Consider the following 19,561-nt stretch of genomic DNA (forward strand, 5'->3'; position numbering starts at 1 on the left):
CAAATAAATAACAAATAACAACTTCTCTTAATAAAAAATTAAAATTTCATATTTATTGCTTTCGTATATTAATTATTGTTATTAATATTGTAGTTAAAGTTCTACAAATGAATTCTAAATTTTAAGCAAACCCTTAAAATTTATTTCTCGTAGATAATCTGAGTAAACTACAGCGGATGAAAACAAAACTACTCTCTACACTTCTTATTGGATGTTCACTAATAGTTGGATTAGTTGTTTTTACTATACCCGATACTAGTTCTGATGCAGAAAACGATATGGCGATTGCAAATACCGATTTGCAGCAAAATCAAAAACCTTCACATGCTAAAGAATCCATCAATTCTTTCTTTGAAATTTTCTCAGATCAATCCAAAGCGCTTCCTCCGCCAGATTTAGAAATCAATAATGTTGGAGGTGGTTATTCAACCGATATTCAAAATGGAGTAAAAACCTTTTTAAGATGTACCACGAACCAATTTGCTAGTGGTTTTTTCGAGTTTGAAGATCCTAACCAAGCCACCTATCCCCCCGGGACCACCTTTTTAATAGAGTGGGGACAAGCTGGAGAAACCGATACTACAATTCCACCAACCTATAGATATTTTCCTGGAATTTATACCTTAACTTATACGGTCACTTTTCCAAACGGAACAAGTGAATCAAACACTTTTAGAGTATTTGTGGGAACCGAACCTCCAGCACCCAGCATCACCTTGTCTGAAAATGATAATTGTTTACCCAATGAATATGAATATACATTCAGTGTAAATGATAACCGACCTGGAAATACTTATACTATTAGTTTCAACGACGGCTCAGCCCCAAGAGTTATTAATTCAGAAGATTATCCCTTTGGAGCGCCAATAAACGAAACCTTTTCCCATACATTTACTGACACTTCTTGTGGAGTAACTTCAACAATTAACGGCTCTCCATTTGCCAATTCTTACTCAATATCAGTTACTGCGACCAATCCTTGTAATACGTCTGGTAATTTTTTATCGACAGGTCCTATACGAGTATCTGAGCCTACCGATGCTGACTTCATAAGACCAGCTGAAATTGCTTGTGTGAATTCTTTAGTTAATTTCACAGATATTTCTTTTGGTGGTGAAAATACAACCTCTGCAGGATGTAATAGTAACTATGGAAGATACTGGGAAATTGCACCAGTAGGAGGAACTACAATTGCTGGGGGACAGCTAGGAAGCGATAATGGAGTTCCAGACGATTGGTTTTCTTGGACGGATGGTTCTGAGGTTCTTGGAGTCGTTTTTGACACTCCAGGCGTTTACAATATTACGTTGGTCACTCGAAATAATTGTGGCGAAAGTCGTATCACGAAGGAGATTTGTATCATTCCTGAAGTTATTTCAGAATTTACGTTAAGTCAGGATGAAGCTTGTTTAGATAGTAATCAAATTGTATCGACAGATAATACGTCTCAGGCTAGTGGTTGTGGAATTACGCCGCAATATACCTGGACTGTCTCTCAATCTAATCCAGACTGCCCACCAACCATTTCACCCGGATGGGAGTTTGCAAACGGTACCGGACCCAATGATGAAGAGCCTGAATTTAGATTCGCTGCTCCTGGGATTTATACGATTAGATTAGAATTGTTTATTGAAGACATTCTACCAGGAGAAAACTGTAGAGATGATGTTTTTGAAAGGATCATCACCATAAAAGATAGACCCAAAGCTGAACTAGATGATGTGATTGCTTGTGAGGGAGAACCTTTTACAATTGACCCTATCATTTATGACTGTTATTCGGATACCCCGACTACTTTTAGTTGGGATTTTGGAGCTTCGCCACCAGCCTCCATTTCTAATTCCACAAATCCTAATCCTACTATTTCTTATACTACTACTGGGAATTACACTTACGAACTTACTGTAAGTAACGAATGTGGAGACAGAACTTTTACTGGTAATATCGAAATCAGACCGCCTTCAGTTGTGCAGGCCGATGGTCCTGTAGATTCATGTATTGATGAAGATATCCTTTTGGATGGAACTATTTCTGGTGGATCTGGAAATGGCATATGGACTGCTAGTGTTCCCGGTGGAATTTTTACACCAAGTGATCAGACTATAGATCCTACCTATACACCGCCACTAGGCTATAATGGAACAATTACCTTCACTTTTTCTTCAGACAATACTGGAATATTTTGTTCAGATGCAAGTGACACTCACAGTGTTTTAATAGAATCGGGAGCAAGAGTAAATGCTGGAAGTGATGAAACAATATGTATGGACGAAAGTATTGGCTTAAATGGAAGTTTTGGTGGAACTGCTACAGGCATTACTTGGACCTCTTCTGGAGGTGGAACATTTATAGATCCTACTAATCCAAATACCACTTTTACACCACCTGTTGGTTTTGTGGGTACTCTTACACTTACTATTACTACCAACACAGGAGCTGGTTTATGCCCACCAATCTCGGATTTTGTTGAATTGGAAGTCTTACCAGAGGGTCAGGTCAATCCCATTTCAGACGTTACAGTGTGTCATTTAGAAACTCAGCCTGAAATTCAATTTGCTTCTTCTAATACTTTAGTGACCACTAGATTTGACTGGTCTATAGATTCAAATATTGGATTAGCACCTTTAAGTGGGACTGGAGATCTTCCGAGTTTTCAAGCTCAAAATTTGACCGATACGCCCGTAACTGCAACGGTTACGGTTACGCCAGTGGTAGAATCTGGCTCCACAAATTGCCCTGGCCCTCCAGAAACTTTTACAATTACTGTAAATCCGTCGCCTTCCATTCAAGATGATTCATTGAGCTTGTGTAACGGAGGTACTTTCGATTACACACCAACCAACGGGGGTGGAAATATTTTACCTGCTGGCACTACCTATACCTGGGCGACACCAGTAAGTAATCCTGTAGGAGCCATTACGGGAGGCTCCGCGGAGTTCACTCCTCAAACCAGCATTTCTCAGACGGTGACCAATTCTACGCCAAACACGGCTACCATCACCTATACTATTACTCCTACTTCTAGCGAAGGTTGCCAGGGAGACCCATTTACGCTTACTATCAATTTTGATGAAGAACCTGTTGTTCAAAATATCCCGGTAGATCGTTGTAGTGGTGACTCCTTCTCGATAATTCCTGATGCAGCTTTAGCTGGAAATCAAATTCCTGCTGGAACATTATATACCTGGTCTGCTCCTACGGTTACTCCAGCCGGGGGAGCCACTGGTGGAACCGAACAAACTACTCCAGTAAGTTCGATAGATCAACAACTCACCAATACAACGGATGGTGTAGTCACTGTAGTTTACTCAGTAACTCCAACCGTAAATGGTTGTTCAGGAGATCCTTTTGATGTAGAATTGACTTTAAGACCAAGACCTATTGTAAGAGACTATGATCCGGTGATATGTAGTGGAGACACATTTACGGTGAACCCTCAGAACATTTCGCCTAATAGTGTTCCAATAGGGACTAGATATACCTGGTCAACACCAGTTGTATCCAATCCTGGAGCAATTTCAGGAGCCTCTGAAAATACTATTCCACTTAATGGCATAAGCCAGACGCTTATTAATTCTAGTGATGAAGATGTGACTGTAACTTACGAGGTCACGCCTCAAAGTGGCTCTTGTTCTGGAGATTCCTTTTTTATCAATGTTGTTGTAGAACCTACCCCGTTCATCAATAATATTCAAGAAAGCGTATGTACAGGGGGAACATTTGAGGTGATACCAGTAACTAACGGAAGTGATATAGTGCCAACCAATACTACTTACACCTGGGGTACTCCGATTAGCAGCCCACCTGGTGCCGTAACGGGCGGAAGTGCGGAAACTGACCCTCAAACCTCTATAAGTCAAAATTTAACTAATACGACCGAAGACATAGCTACTTTAGAATATACGGTTACTCCTGTTTCAGGTAACTGTATAGGAACACCTTTTACCTTATTAGTCACCTTAGAAAGAGCTGGTGATATTGAACAAGAACCAGAACCTCTTCAAAGTATTTGTGTTGGAGGACAACCCCAACCGTTAAACATAACGCTCATAGATGGTCAAACTTCTACTACGTCTATACAGTGGTTTGAAAATACAAATGCATCTACTACTGGCGGTACCCCTATTTCTGGGGCTACAGACACTAGTTATCAGCCACCAGTTTTTGATACGCCAGGCATTTACTTCTATTATGTTGTGGTAGAACCCCTAGGAACTCAATGTGCTCCTGTCACAAGTCAGTTATCCACTATTGAAGTCGTTCCTGATCCAGTCATTAATGTACAGCAAATGAATAACCAGGAGCTTTGTTTAGGGGCTACATCCAATACACTAAGTGTTCAAGCTTCTGGTGGTTTAGGTCAGCTTAATTACCAGTGGTTCGTAAATGATACTGCAGATACTACAACTGGCACACCAATAGCTAATGCCGTAACCAACAGCTATACACCACCAACCAATCAAATTGGTACAAACTTCTACTATGTGGTCATTTCACAAAATGCCTCTGGGTGTGAAGTAACTAGTAATCCTGCAAGAATTAGAGTAGAACCACAACCTGTTATTAATCAACAGCCTCAGGCTCAAGAAGTATGTTTAGGAGGTGCATCAGATTTAATGTCGGTAAATGTCAACTTTTCAATAGGCACTCCAACCTATCAATGGTACGAGAACGATGAAAACAGTAATCAGGGTGGAACTCCAATTGCTGGTGCCAATCAAGCGACCTATTTACCTCCTACAGCTTCCGAAGGTGAATTTTATTATTATGTCATTGTAAATTTCAGTAATTCAAGTTGTGGTCCTTTACGTTCTGATCCTGCTAGACTTAATGTTGTTCCTCTTGCAGAATTGAATCCAATAGATAATATTGAGGTGTGTACAGGGGATATCATTCCGAGAATCAATTTCTCTACAACAGCTCCTTCAATGCTTCATACATTTAGCTGGACAAATTCTAATCCAGCGATAGGTCTGGTTGCAAACGGAGTTGGAAATATTCCAGAGTTTACTGCTGTTAATACATCAGGGGTTACTCAAACAGCAACTATCACAGTTGAATCTCAAAGCATTTTTGGTGGTGATCCGTGTGGAAATGATGTAACCGAATTTACGATTACAGTAGCTTCTGAAATAGTAGATAATGCAGTTGTTTCAGACTATAATGGAAATCAAATCAGCTGTTCCGGCGCGAATGACGGTAGTATACAGATTTCTCCAGAAGGAGGCGTCCCTATTTCAATAAACCAGCCCTATTTATTCAATTGGACCGGTCCAAATGGATTCACCTCTAACCAGGAAGACATATTCAATTTAGGACCTGGGACCTACGAACTTGAAATCACAGATAATTTTGGATGTGTTTACAACTTCAGTTACGAAATGGAAGAACCTGATGAATTGGTTGTGATAGATGATAGTTTTTCAGATATCCTTTGTCATGGTGAGTTAACAGGTGAAATTCTAATTACAGTGACTGGAGGAACCGGAGATTACTCTTACCAATGGTTAAAAGATGGTTTCATTTTTGCAAATACAGAAGATCTTTTAAATATCGGCGCAGGTATTTATACCCTTATAGTTACTGATGAAAATAATTGTAATCCACCAAGAGCAAGACAGTTTGAAATAACTCAGCCTACGCCTATAGAAATTGAGGTATTAGATAAGTCTGCTATCGTCTGTTCAGATGAAATTGTAATACCGGGCAGTGGAAATGTGCAGAATCTTGTAGATGAGTTTGATGGATTTATCACGATCGATGTACAAGGCGGAACTCCTTTTCAATCAGGTTCTGGTGAACTCAGCTACCAGTACGAATGGAAGAATGAGTTGGATGATGTGATTTCGACTGAAAAGAATTTGACAGGAGTTGGGCCAGGATTATATACTGTGGATGTTTTTGATAACTTGAATTGTATTGCTTCAGAAACAGTTGAACTGATCATGCCAGATCCAATTGAAATTGAGGTTGATGCTGATGATGAAACTTGTGCCTTTAACCAGGACGGATCTATAGAACTTGACATAGAAGGAGGAACTCCTCCTTATGATGTCATTTGGGATAGTGGACAAAATGGAGCAATAATCAATAATTTAGCTCCTGGGACTTACACTGCAGAAATCACCGACAGATTCAATTGTAAAAATACTGTTAGTGTAGACATTGAAGGGGTTAATCCAATAGAAATATCTGCTAGTCATGAAAACATTAGCTGTTTTGGTGAAGTAGACGGCTTTATAGATATAGAAGTAGAAGGCGGTAGACCCATAGATATTGTATCTTATGAATATTCCTGGACAGGCCCAGATGGCTTCACCAGCACAGAACCAAACCTTAGCAATTTAGAGGCTGGTATCTATTCATTAGTGGTAAATGATGCCATAGGATGTGAAAAAACAGTAGAAGTAGAAATACAAGAACCAGAGCAACTTGAAGTGAGTTTCCAAACTACGCAGGTAAACTGTTTTGGAGTAGACGATGGAACTATTACTCTATTTGTAGAAGGAGGAACTCCTCCCTACACCTCTAATTTTGGACCTGGAGACTCAACCTTTCTTTTCGAAAATTTAGAACGAGGCACATACGACATAGAGGTTATGGATGATAATGGTTGTAGCGTTGCTCTAGAAATCGAAATCGATCAAGAGTTTATCAACGAAATCGATCCCCCTACAGGTGAACCCTTCCAAGAGTTTTGTAGAGAAGATGCACCTACAGTGAGTGATATTAATGTTTCTGGACAGGGTGTTAGGTGGTATTTATCACCAATGGATGAGGAAGCTTTATCTGATGATTTTTTAATTACAGATGACATGATTCTTTATGCTAGAAATTTTGATCTCGATTTAAACTGTCTTAGCAGCGATACCTTTAGAGTAGAAGTGGATATCATCGATGGTATTTTAGATGTAAACAATTACATCACTGTTAATGGTAACAACCTGAATGATAATTTGAATGTCGTCAATATTGAATTATTTCCAGATAATGAAATGCTGATCTATAACCGCTATGGTAAACTTGTTTGGGAAACTACAGGATATAACAATACTGACAATACATTCCGTGGAGAATCTAATGTTGGTGGTACGATAGGTCAGTCTAATTCTTTACCCACTGGCACTTATTTCTACATTTTGAATTACAGATCACCATGTAATAATGACATTAAGAAAGGATATGTGCAAATTGATAATAATAACAGATGATGAACTTACTTAAAAACATAACGCTCCTTTTCGTGATGAGTCTTGGTTTTTATAGTCAAGCTCAGACAGATGTAAAATTATCTAACTTTGTTTTTGCTCCGCTGATGTACAATCCAGCTTATGCAGGCAGCTCCGATGGTTATAGCGCTACAGGATTTTATACTTCACAGTGGGTGGGGTTTGATGGCGCACCAGAAACATTGATAGTGACAGGACACGATAGAATTGGCATCACCAATTTAGGGGCTGGCTTTGACATTCTGAGTGATAGAATTGGGGCTAGCACCGAAAACAGAGTTGTTGGAAATATAGCTTATCACCTCAGGTTATCTCAAAACTGGCTATTATCAACAGGCATCAAGCTTGGAGGCACCAATTATTCAATAGATTATAATTTACTTTCCATTGAAGATCAAAATGAATTTGGAAATGGCTTTGGTGATATCTCTAGAACCAGTTTTATATTTGGAACCGGTGTTTTTCTTCACAGAGATAATTTCTTTGTAGGTCTATCGATTCCAAATTTTCTAACTACTGAATATATCGATGAATTTAGAAATACCTTAGCCAACACAACACCCAATTACTTTTTAACGACAGGTTATAGGTTCGAGCTGGAAAGAGAAGTATACCTCCAGCCCACTGTTTTGGCTAGAGTTGCTAACGGAGCTCCATACAGTGCTTTGGTTTCATTTAATTTGGACTACAAGGATAAGATTTATGCCAGTGCCAATTACGAACATAATGTAACCGCTGGAGCCTTTGTTGGCTTAAGAATCACAGATCAAATCATGGCTGGATATGCCTACGACACCTCCATAGCCACTTTTGCTCAATATAATGGTGGAATTCATTCATTTATGATCAATTTTAGAGCTAAAGAGCGATATAGAAGGGATCGTTGTGGATGTTTCACCTATTAAATTAAATAACTTCATCCAGAGTAGTCCATAAATCTCAATAGGATAAATTTCTATTGAGATTTTTAATTTAAATTTCTTTATCTTCTAAATTTGTGGTTGAAATAACATAAAGTATGAGAAATAACCAAACCGCTTCAGAAGAGTATTGGAATACCCTCACTCATGGATTTGGACTTATTTTATCAGCAATTGGAATTATAGTTTTGTTATTCACTGCAGATCTTAATAATGATTTATTGAAATACGGGCTCATACTTTACTCCATTTCGATACTTCTTCTTTATGCAACTTCTACGGCCTACCATTTTGTAGAAGACAATAAACTTAAAAGAAGATTAAGAGTACTTGACCATATCAGCATCTACATTCTTATCGCGGGAACTTACAGTCCAGTGGTATTAACATTGCTAAAAGAAGGGAATGGTATGCTCCTATTTTATTCTGTTTGGGCATTTGCTCTGGTAGGGACGTTTTTGAAACTGTTTTTTACTGGAAGATTTGAGGTTCTATCTCTTGTATTGTACTTACTTATGGGGTGTCTTATCATCTTTGATGCTCCAAATGTAATAATAAACTTTACGAACCTAGAATTTACAATGCTCGTTATAGGAGGCTTTTTCTACACTGCCGGTATTTACTTTTACGTCAAAACATCTTTGGCTTTTAATCATGTCATCTGGCACGTTTTTGTAATCTTTGGAAGTCTTTGCCACTTTTTAATGATTTATTTCTCAGTTCTAAGGATTTGATAAAATCAAAAATCGTTGTAAGGTCTTCAATAGATAGATGACTTCAAATTCATAGGATATTACCCCTTTAATTTTTAATAAATGAACTGAGGTTAAATTTCTCTTAGAGTTTTGAAATTACAGGTTAAGAGAGTTACAATGCAAAGTTTAACTATACAATATTTCTTACCTTTGTACAAAATTGCATGATATGGAAACTGCAGTACTAGAAAAAAAGACAACAACAGAAAATAAAACTAAAACCAGAACAGGTAAACCCAAGTGGTTAAGAGTAAAATTACCAACGGGAAAAAAATACAGAAATCTTAGAAAGCTTGTAGATAAATACGATCTTCACACTATCTGCACCTCCGGTAGCTGTCCAAATATGGGAGAATGTTGGGGTGAAGGCACTGCAACGTTTATGATTTTAGGTAATGTATGTACTCGTTCCTGTGGTTTTTGTGGAGTGAAAACAGGAAGACCAGAAGATGTGGAATGGGATGAACCAGAAAAGGTAGCCAGATCTATTAAAATCATGGGAGTGAAACATGCTGTAGTCACTTCTGTTGACAGAGATGATTTGAAAGATATGGGTTCTATTATTTGGGCAGAAACTGTAAAAGCTATTAGGAGAATGAATCCTAATACCACTTTAGAAACTTTAATACCAGATTTTCAGGGTAACACAAGAAATATTGATAGAATAATAGAAGTTTCTCCTGAAGTAGTTTCTCACAATATGGAAACAGTGAGACGTCTCACTAGAGAGGTAAGAATCCAAGCTAAATATGATAAGAGTCTTGAAGTCTTGAGGTATCTTAAAGCACAAGGCATCAGAAGAACTAAATCAGGTATTATGCTTGGTTTGGGTGAGAAAGAGGAAGAAGTGATCCAAACCCTTAAAGATTTGAGAAGTGTAGATGTGGATGTAGTAACGATAGGACAATATTTACAACCAAGTAAACAACACCTTCCAGTTCAAGAATTCATTACTCCAGAGCAATTTAAAAAGTACGAAACTATTGGTAAGGAGCTTGGCTTTAGACACGTAGAAAGTTCAGCTCTCGTAAGGTCTTCTTACAAAGCTCACAAACATTTAGAGTAACGATGAATAAAACTATAAGAGTAGGAATTAATGGCTTTGGTCGTATCGGCCGAAGCCTTTTTCGTTTATTGTATGAGCACCCACAGATTGAAGTGGTAGCCATCAATGATTTAGCAGATGCTAGAACTTTATCTCATCTTCTTAAATATGATAGTGTTCACGGACAGTTTCCCTTTGAAGTCACTTATAATCAAGAGGGAATTGTAGTAGAAGATCAGATATATCCTCTCGTCAACATTCCAGCCCTTCAAGATCTAAATTGGGGGAAATATAATGTGGATACCCTCATAGAATGCACCGGTAAATTCAAAACCAAAAGTGAGTTGCAGCATCACCTTGATGCTGGAGCCAACAAATTAATTTTAAGCGTTCCTCCTAGCGATGATTCTGTAAAAATGATTGTTTTAGGAGTTAATGACTGGGTTTTACAAGAGGAGGATGTTATGATTTCTAATGCTTCTTGCACCACCAATAACGCGGCACCCATGCTAAAGGTAATTCACGATGCATTAGAAGTAGAACAGGCTTACATTACTACAGTTCATTCCTACACATCAGACCAAAGTCTGCATGATAAACCTCATCGAGATTTAAGACGTGCCAGAGCGGCTTCGCAATCTATCATTCCCACCACAACTGGAGCAGCAAAAGCATTAACTAAAATATTTCCAGATCTAAGCGATGTTATAGGTGGTTGTGGAATACGAGTACCTGTTCCCAACGGGTCCCTTACCGATATGACACTCAATGTCAAAACATCTACTAGCATTGAAGAAGTGAATGCTTTATTCCAAAAAGCGGCGAAGGAGCAATTGAATGGAATTTTACAATATTCTGAAGTTCCTTTAGTGAGTATCGATATGGTTGGCAATCCCTATTCCTGTGTGTTTGATGCTGGCATGACTTCCGTGATTGGAGGAAACTTAATCAAGCTTATTGGGTGGTATGACAATGAGAGAGGGTATTCTAATCGACTAATCGATCTTATATTAAAGATGGGTTAAGCTTTTTCAATCCTGTCTTCAGCAAGTTTTAAAATCATATTGAACTGTTCCTCTTGGGACAATTCGCTATTATCAATTTTAATGGCGTCATCTGATTGTATGAGTGGAGAATTTTTCCGATTGGAGTCGATGTCATCGCGATGTTTCACATTTTGAAGAACTTCTGCATATTTAATATTCTCACCTTTACTTTTCAGCTCGTCAAAGCGTCTTTGGGCTCTAATTTGTGCCGTGGCAGTCATAAATATTTTTAGCTCTGCGTCTGGAAAAACAACGCTTCCAATGTCACGACCGTCCATCACAATACCTTTTTCATGTCCAAATTCTTTTTGAAGTTGAACTAGCTTTTCCCTCACTTCATCAATTTTAGCTACAAAACTTACGTTCTCAGAAACCTCCATAGATCTAATAGCTTGTTCTACGTTTTCTCCGTTGAGAAAAACATCATTGGAAAAATTTTCTGCGTTATATTCAAAATCTATATTCACTTCTGGAAGATAAGAAATCAATTGAGAAGTATTGACTTCTCCATCATGTATCCACCCGTTACGCAAAGCAAATAAAGTTACCGCCCGATACATGGCTCCAGTATCTACATATTTATATTCTAAGGCTTTAGCCAGTTTCTTTGCTACTGTACTCTTACCAGTAGAAGAATGGCCATCAATGGCAATAACTATTGAATTCATATTAGTCTGGGTATTCGATTCTGAGGTGATAAATATTATTGAGTTTTGCTTTTAAAATCTTTTTTATAGATTGAATTTCTTTGAAGGTAATGTTGGCATTTATAAATTGATCTTCCTGAATTTGTTTATCAATAATTTTTTCAACAAAATCATCAATAAGCTGAGTGCTTGGTTCTTTTAGTGATTTACTAGCCGCCTCAACAGAATCGCACATCATCAAGATAGCGGTCTCTTTACTGAAAGGAATTGGGCCTGGATATCTAAAATCTTCAGGATTTATATCCTCTTCCTCCTCTTCTTCTTTCTGCTTGGTATAGAAATAATAAACAGTCGTCGTTCCGTGATGAGTCCTAATAAAATCAATTATTCGATCTGGTAAGTTTCTTCGTTTCGCAATCTCTATTCCTTCGAGCCTATGATTTATGATAACCTCAGCGCTTTCCTTTGGTGATAATTCGTCGTGTGGGGAAACTGAGGTGGTCTGATTTTCAGTAAAATAAATAGGATTTTTCATCTTACCGATATCATGATATAGCGCACCCACACGTATCAACAGCGAATTAGCTCCAATTTCGTTTGCAGCGGCTTCTGCAAGGTTGGCTACATTTAATGAATGGTGAAATGTCCCGGGAGCGATATTAGCAAGTTCTTTAAGTAATTTTGAATTTGTGTCAGATAATTCAAGTAAAGACAAATCTGAAATCAAGCCAAAAATTTTCTCATATGCATAAATCAGTGGCTGAACGAAAAGTAAACCCACACCACTTAAAAGGAAATAAATAAAATTATTATAATTTATTTCCGATATACTTCCCTCCTTAATCATATTAAAAGCGAAGTAGGCAAAGATATATACGAGTGTTATTTGCACCACAGAGAGAAATAAGTTAGCTCTTTTATATAATTCTGAAACCGTAAGAATAGTGACTATGCCTGCTATAATCTGTAAGAACATATACTCGTAACTATCAGGTACAATTAGCCCTAAAATAAGCACGGTTATCATATGAGTAAAAAGACCTAGCCTAGCATCAAAAAAGGCTTTAAGCGTTAGTGGTAATATACACAAAGGAACAACATAGATATAATCAGTATCCAGCTTCAAAACCAGGAGGGTTAAGAAAACTAAGAAAAGAATATTAAAGAAAATAAAAGTGATCTTATTATTGTTATCATATATATTTGGTCGATACTGTCTAATGAACAGAAGTAGCATCAATAAAGAAAGGCCCACGAGGCAAGTATAGCCAGTAATAACTACAACATAAGAAGACGATTCAAGACTTTGAGATTCATATTCATGCTTCAATGACTTTAGAATTCTTAATTTCTCTCCTTCTATAATTTCTCCTTTCGCAATAATTTTACTGTCCTTAGTCACTCTGCCTCTAGTATAAGAGATCTGGTCGAACTTAGACTGAATTTGTTTTTCGTTCAGATCCTGGTCATAACTTACATTCACTTTCAGAACCTCAAAAAATATTTCTAATATTGAATTTCGAACTTCCGAAAGATCGGAACTTTCTATTTTATCGATTAGAAAAGGCTTCAAATCTTCCTGAGTAAGTAAATCGTTGTAAGGGACTTCTTCTACTTGCTTAGACTTGATTAAGAAAGCGATACTGGAATTTTGTTCTCTATCATCTTGTATTTTGATTCCGGTTTCATATATCTGATTGATGGTTTGTGAGATGAAATTTTCTAAAACAGGTCTACTTTTAATGAGGGAATCCTCTGAAGCATCAATTTTATCTTTCCAGTTGTCTTTAACATCTTGTGCAGTCGAGACATCAAAATTGAAATATGGAATATGTGTCTTTTTTATTTTTGATTTTTCAGCTGCAATTTCTTCGTCAGATTTTAAAATTGCAAAATCAAAAGGAGCATAAAGATTTTCATATTGCCAGGGTTTACCTTTTATAATTTCGTATTTGAATTGACCACCTGTAGGAAAGAAATAAACAATAAAAAAAACACTTAAAGCTAGAAGAAAAAACTTAAAGATGATCGATTGGTTCTTATATAAGTTGTCTAAAAGATTATTCATAGCTTAAGATTGCTCAAATTTATGAAAATATATAGTCTTAGGATACATTCTTATTTTTTAGTTTAGCAGAGGCCTCATCAAAAAAATCAAAAATGGAATATCAAAAAATATATTTAAGGTCTCAATAATTGAAACCTGATTAGCTTTAAATTCTTAAATTCGCTGCAATTAAAAATTTTAATTATGTCTAAAGAAATCGTTATAGTAAGTGCAGCAAGAACACCAATTGGTAGTTTTCTTGGTAGCTTATCTTCAATTCCAGCTACTAAGCTTGGAGAAATTGCCATTAAAGGCGCTTTATCTAAAATAAACTTAAATCCTGAATTAGTAAGTGAAGTGCTAATGGGTAACGTTGTCCAGGCTAATAATGGACAAGCGCCAGCAAGACAAGCTGCTTTGGGAGCTGGTATCCCAGACTCTGTACCCTGTACAACTGTGAACAAGGTTTGCGCTAGTGGGATGAAAGCTGTGATGCAAGGAGCACAGGCTATTGCGCTAGGTGATGCCGAAATCGTAGTTGCAGGTGGAATGGAAAACATGAGTATGATTCCTCATTACCTTCACCTAAGAAAAGGACAAAAATTCGGACCAGCCCAAATGGTAGATGGACTTCAACGCGATGGTCTTGTAGATGCTTATGATCAAAATGCTATGGGAGTTTGTGCAGACTTATGTGCCACAGAACACAATATCTCTAGAGAAGAACAAGATGAATTTGCCAAAGAATCCTACAAAAGAAGTGCAGAAGCTTGGAAGGCTGGAAAATTTAACGATGAAGTCGTTCCTGTAGAAATTCCTCAGAGAAAGGGAGATCCTAAAATCATGAATGAGGACGAGGAATTTAAAAACATTAAGCTTGAGAAAATTCCAGCTTTAAGACCAGCTTTTAGCAAAGACGGAACTGCTACAGCAGCGAACTCTTCAACTATAAATGATGGTGCGGGAGCTGTAATATTAATGAGTAAAGAAAAAGCAGAGGAGTTAGGTTTAGAAGTATTAGCCACTATAAAAAGTTATGCGGATGCAGCACAAGAGCCTAAACGCTTTACCACTGCGCCTGCTAAAGCATTACCTCTTGCCTTAAAAAAGGCTAATGTTTCTAAAGAGGATATTGATTACTTTGAATTTAATGAAGCATTTTCGGTTGTTGGAATTGCCAACACTAAACTACTCGGTTTAGATAGCAATAAAGTTAATGTTCATGGAGGTGCGGTATCTCTAGGACACCCGTTAGGTTGCTCTGGTGTAAGAATTTTGATAACACTCATTAATGTCATGAAGCAAAATCAGGCTAAACTAGGTGCTGCTGCGATTTGCAATGGAGGTGGTGGTGCTTCAGCTATGGTACTGGAACGTTAATCTATTTATAACTTATTAAGATGCTATACGGAATTTGTCCTCTAAGTGTGGTGGCTGTAAGAGCTGAGCCTAGCGATGCGTCAGAAATGGTAACCCAACTTCTTTACGGGGACCACTTTGAGGTGATCGAAAACAAATTAAAATGGATCAAAATCCGTATAGCTTTTGATGATTACGAAGGTTGGCTAGATGTGAAGCAGGCTTTTGAAATTGATGAAACTACTTATGAAAATCTCAACACAACTCGAAGCTTCTCAACAGACTTGTTAAGTTTAATGACGACTAAACATGGTCATTTGATGCCAGTATGTATTGGTTCTTCTATCGAGGCATCCAAACTACTGGGTCATAAATTTGATGGAGCCAATAATCATAACTTTTCCAAAAGAGATCTCGTAGATACAGCTATGTTATACCTTAATTCACCCTATTTATGGGGTGGAAAATCTCCTTTTGGAATAGATTGTAGTGGGTTTGTACAAATGGTTTATAAAATTAGCGGAATCCACCTTTTTCGTGATGCTTATGAGCAAGCTAAACAAGGTCAAGCCCTTTCCTTTATTGAAGAAAGCGAACCTGGCGATCTTGCTTTTTTTGATAATGAAGAAGGAAAAATTATTCATGTGGGGATCATGATGAAAGAGAACTATATTATCCATGCACACGGACAGGTGAGGATAGATCGTATAGATCATTCCGGGATTTTCAATGTGGATACAAACCGCTATTCACATAACTTAAGAGTGATTAAGAAAGTGGTTTAAAAGGAGGCTCCAAACCCAAACGAGAACCAAAAGCCATCATCGCTTTGAAAGAAATTGAAAGTACCCGAGAATAAGTCGGCACCATTGATCCAAAAGCCTATGCCATAGTTGTTCTGCCACTGACTAGATTCCGGGACTTCCGTCCAAACTCTCCCCACATCAAATCCTCCAAAAACTCCAAACTGTAGTGGAATAACATTCGTTTTGATCTCGTTGAAGCTATATCTCAAATCTATGTTACCCACAAGACTTTCTTTTCCTATAAACCTATCCCTTCTAAACCCTCTCAAACCATTTCGAGAACCTAAAGTTGCTCCTTGATAAAACTCAAAATCGTTATTAGACATAAGTTGAGAAGAGGCTTTTGTTCTTAAAATCCACTTTTTATTTTTTGATAAGGCATTAAAAAATTCTAAATGCGGATTCAGAAAAATAAAAATTTGATCTGTGTTGGTGAGGTTCATCGTCCCTCCTAATTCAACTTTGAAATCCATACCCCTAGTTGGGTTGAGTTCGTCATCAAAGCTGTGATAGTGGTATGAGGACTGATAAGAAAAGAAATTTTTGGCATCAAAGAAATCAGAATCATCTGCAATAAGCTGATCACCTATTATGTCTATAAACCTATCTTCGGTCCTATCTACTTTATAATTCTGATAGGACAGCTTATGCTCAAACGTACTGCCATAATCAGAGATCCTTCTCATTCCAACTTCAAATTCTGCTCTTCTGATTTTAACCCTGTTAAAATCCCTGCCCAAAACATCTTCAGGATTATCGGTTCCATTTCCAAAACCAAAAAAGTTTCTGGCAAAATTTGGACTTGAATATTCTAAGCTAGTAAACAAATTATAATTACCAAGGATGTTGGCAAATTCGCCTTCATAACCAAAATCAAAACCTCCGGTAGCGGTATAAATTCCAGCCCTTAAATTATGTTTATAGGTAAAGGGATTAAGCTGAAACCCGTTATACCCAAAAGAAGTTTGTACGCCAAACAGCAGCCCGTCATCTGGATTAAAACCAATACGCGGCAAAAATGAACTGGTATGGCTTACACTTCTATCCTTATCGAAGGTATTGATGACATAATCATCTGTTCTCACAACCCTACCTCCATTTTTAAGCTCGACAGAATTTTCTATAGATCTATGGTCATAAGCCCTTATCTTTTTGCCCGATTTAATGAAGTATGTATCATCATCATGCCCTCCTATCAATCTCACTTTTATTTTGGTTGGGTGTTGACCCGATACTGTAAAGGTATCTTCATCACCTAAACCATAGATCCATACCTCCTGGGTCTCTTTTGGACTATACACTTTGTCCACTATGGTATACTTTCGCTCTCCTTGTATATTTCGAGTGATTACGATTCTTGTCTCCCCATCCTCTTCCCGATACACATCTATAAAGTCATCTTTATCGGTTGCTATAAGCACAGAAATTGAATTTAATATATCATAATACTCCTCAGCATATTCAGTTAATTTAGAAAGACGTGCTTTAAAAATTGAAATTAATTTTTGAGTTCTTTCTTTATCAATTTCATTTGGAAGTTTAGAAAACGCCTTTTCAATAACTTCATCTGTTAAATGCTCTTGAATATAAATCGCCTGCTCAACCCAATCCTTTTTAGTATCATTTCTAATGATCATTCTGTCGAGGCTAAGCCCTGAATTATTAAACCACCTTAAATTTTCAATATCCTTATCGTAGGGTTGAAACTTTTTTGGAACCGAACTCATAAAACGCAGGGCGTTAAAAAATCCACCATCAAAATTGGCAAATACTTGATCTCTGTCCCTTGGAATTGGTCTAAAATAACGATCACCATTCTCCTTTTCAAATTCTGACCAGCGCCACTGATCCTCATGTCTATCCCAGTCACCAAGCAACATATCGAAAAGTCTGGCTCTAAGGTAATTTGATTCATCCAGACTATACTTTTCATCTCTACGTAAGCGTTCTATCATATCTGCAGTACTTACAATATCATGATTTGGATTTCCAAAAACACCTTCGGTTCCCATCCAATGTTCTTCCGGACGTTCCTCAATCATATACAAAGCATCTCCATGAACACTGTTGAATTTCTCTAAACCTTTTTGTTTTGGAATATAGACCAATTTCGGATTGGTGTGATAAACACCAATAGCTTCAGATAAAACGGGGACAGCCATAAAACCGAAAGGATGAGCCGCTGTTAGAAAATCCAAAAGCGCCTCTTCTACAATAGTTTCATCAAACTCATCCTTTAGATTTTTATCAGGATAGACAAATTGTTGTAAAAGCCTAACAGGGTTCTTTTTGATTTGTCTGATATTATACTCCCTTCCAGACTTATCATTTAATCGAAGAGAGTTGGTCTGCATTCCTCCACCCATACGCATGGGCTGGAGCCCGCCATAAGCTGAATCAATTTTTAAAACAGGTACTGTAATCTTTCTGGTATACAGGTCTCTGTAATGCTCGCCCCAAAAACTTTCATAAAACTCAGACCTTTGCGTTTTGAATTCATCATAAACGGAAGTAGTGTAGTTATTTGGGAATTCTTCTGGCAAATCTTTTAGATCAAAGCCATCATCGGGAGCATAGATTTCTTTTTGAAAAATTAACTCAGGTTCTTCATCTGCAGTGTAAAACTGAACCCATGAAGAGCCATCTTCAAACACGTCGTATACAGCAAAACCATGACCAGGGTAAGCAAACTCGCCATTATTGCCCAATTTGACGTAAGATTTTTTAGAACCGGAACCAGAAACGATTTGTTTCACCAAATCGTTTTCTATGTATTGTAAGCTATGTTCATGACCTGAGGCAAAAACTACTTTATTCCATCGGCTGGCAATCGCAGAAATTCTATCTACCATGGACTGGTATTGGTTGTTCTGGGTATCTTGTACAGAAACACCACCCGATACTCTTATAAGATTGGCTAAAGAAGCTAGACCTGGTAAAGGGATTTTTTTATCTGAAGGAAATAAGTGTTTTGAAAACTCGTAAGTACCTCCATGAACACCATTTGTGTAAAGAGGATGGTGTAAGGCAACCAAGGTGGTTTTATTCTGATTTTTTTTCAATTCGGTTTCAAATTCCTCGTAAAATTGTTCTAAAGTCTTTATTTGATCGCAGTTTCTATTGATCAAAGGGTTTTTATCCCAGTTGGATAAAATCCATTGGGAATCTAATATGATAAGATGCGCTTCATCAGAAATATCTACAAATGACATTCCGCAGCCAGGATTTGGTAGCCAAGGCTTATCCTGACTATTTAACGCATCTTCCACTCGATCTTTTTGATTTTCTAAAGCAGTTAAACCTTCAGAATACCAGTCGTGATTACCTGGAATAAAATGCACATCTCCTTCAAAAAATTGTAAGCTTGAGGTTTGTGCATCTATGATTCGTTTTGCTTGTGCCCTATCTTTATCTCCTTTACTGGGAAGTCCAGCTGGATATATATTGTCTCCAAGAATGATGACCTTATCGTTTTTAGTATCCTTAGAAACGGAATATCGTTTGAAAGCAGCGATACCTGGAGGGGTTCCTTCCAAGTTTTCATACCCCGTATCGCCAATAAGATAAAATCGTTGAGCAAGATTTTTATGACTTGGGTAGTTTGAAGATTTAAATTGGTCTTGATTTTTATATTTAACTTCGTATGTTGCACAAGAGAGCATTAAAAAGCTAAGGATAACTGTTAGTAATGTATACTTCATTGAAAG

At 37.4% G+C, this 19,561-nt stretch carries 10 protein-coding genes; 7 read left to right on the plus strand and 3 right to left on the minus strand.

Annotation, left to right across the window (positions count from 1 at the left end; all coding sequences use genetic code 11):
• The first annotated feature begins 176 nt into the window (after window positions 1–176).
• From F598_RS0112070 to gap, 5 genes are all read left to right on the plus strand, one after another.
• Window positions 177–7,211 carry a PKD-like domain-containing protein gene (locus tag F598_RS0112070; protein WP_019039321.1) on the plus strand — a complete coding sequence of 2,345 codons (7,035 nt, stop codon included), beginning with the start codon at window positions 177–179 and terminating at the stop codon, window positions 7,209–7,211.
• Entirely contained in the window at window positions 7,208–8,134 is a 927-nt protein-coding gene (locus tag F598_RS0112075; protein ID WP_033408667.1) for a PorP/SprF family type IX secretion system membrane protein, read from the plus strand. Before F598_RS0112070 ends, F598_RS0112075 begins: the two co-directional genes overlap by 4 nt.
• 113 nt (window positions 8,135–8,247) lie before the next feature.
• Entirely contained in the window at window positions 8,248–8,883 is a 636-nt protein-coding gene (gene trhA, locus F598_RS0112080) for a PAQR family membrane homeostasis protein TrhA (protein ID WP_019039323.1), read from the plus strand.
• 190 nt (window positions 8,884–9,073) lie between these two features.
• On the plus strand, window positions 9,074–9,970 hold the full coding sequence (lipA, locus tag F598_RS0112085; RefSeq protein ID WP_019039324.1) for a lipoyl synthase: 897 nt from the start codon (window positions 9,074–9,076) through the stop codon (window positions 9,968–9,970).
• 2 nt (window positions 9,971–9,972) lie between these two features.
• Window positions 9,973–10,974 carry a type I glyceraldehyde-3-phosphate dehydrogenase gene (gene gap / locus F598_RS0112090; RefSeq protein ID WP_019039325.1) on the plus strand — a complete coding sequence of 334 codons (1,002 nt, stop codon included), beginning with the start codon at window positions 9,973–9,975 and terminating at the stop codon, window positions 10,972–10,974.
• Here the strand turns inward: gap and cmk are convergent.
• Together cmk and F598_RS0112100 are read right to left on the minus strand one after the other, a co-directional pair.
• On the minus strand, window positions 10,971–11,663 hold the full coding sequence (gene cmk, locus F598_RS0112095; protein WP_019039326.1) for a (d)CMP kinase: 693 nt from the start codon (window positions 11,661–11,663) through the stop codon (window positions 10,971–10,973). The genes gap and cmk overlap by 4 nt on opposite strands.
• A gap of 1 nt (window position 11,664) precedes the next feature.
• On the minus strand, window positions 11,665–13,710 hold the full coding sequence (locus F598_RS0112100; protein ID WP_019039327.1) for an HD family phosphohydrolase: 2,046 nt from the start codon (window positions 13,708–13,710) through the stop codon (window positions 11,665–11,667).
• Between the two features lie 183 nt (window positions 13,711–13,893).
• Between F598_RS0112100 and F598_RS0112105 the strand changes: the two genes are divergently transcribed.
• On the plus strand, window positions 13,894–15,069 hold the full coding sequence (locus F598_RS0112105) for an acetyl-CoA C-acyltransferase (RefSeq protein WP_019039328.1): 1,176 nt from the start codon (window positions 13,894–13,896) through the stop codon (window positions 15,067–15,069).
• A 20-nt stretch (window positions 15,070–15,089) separates the two neighbouring features.
• The gene (locus F598_RS0112110; RefSeq protein ID WP_019039329.1) at window positions 15,090–15,833 is read left to right on the plus strand and encodes a C40 family peptidase; all 744 of its coding nucleotides are present in this window, start codon (window positions 15,090–15,092) and stop codon (window positions 15,831–15,833) included.
• Here F598_RS0112110 and F598_RS0112115 read toward each other — a convergent pair.
• Window positions 15,830–19,555, minus strand: a complete 3,726-nt coding sequence (locus F598_RS0112115; RefSeq protein ID WP_026302700.1) for a metallophosphoesterase — start codon at window positions 19,553–19,555, stop codon at window positions 15,830–15,832. The two genes, F598_RS0112110 and F598_RS0112115, sit on opposite strands and share 4 nt — an antisense overlap.
• Window positions 19,556–19,561 lie beyond the last annotated feature (6 nt).

The sequence above is a fragment of the Psychroflexus tropicus DSM 15496 genome, assembly GCF_000378765.1.
In the GTDB taxonomy this organism is placed as follows: domain Bacteria; phylum Bacteroidota; class Bacteroidia; order Flavobacteriales; family Flavobacteriaceae; genus Psychroflexus; species Psychroflexus tropicus.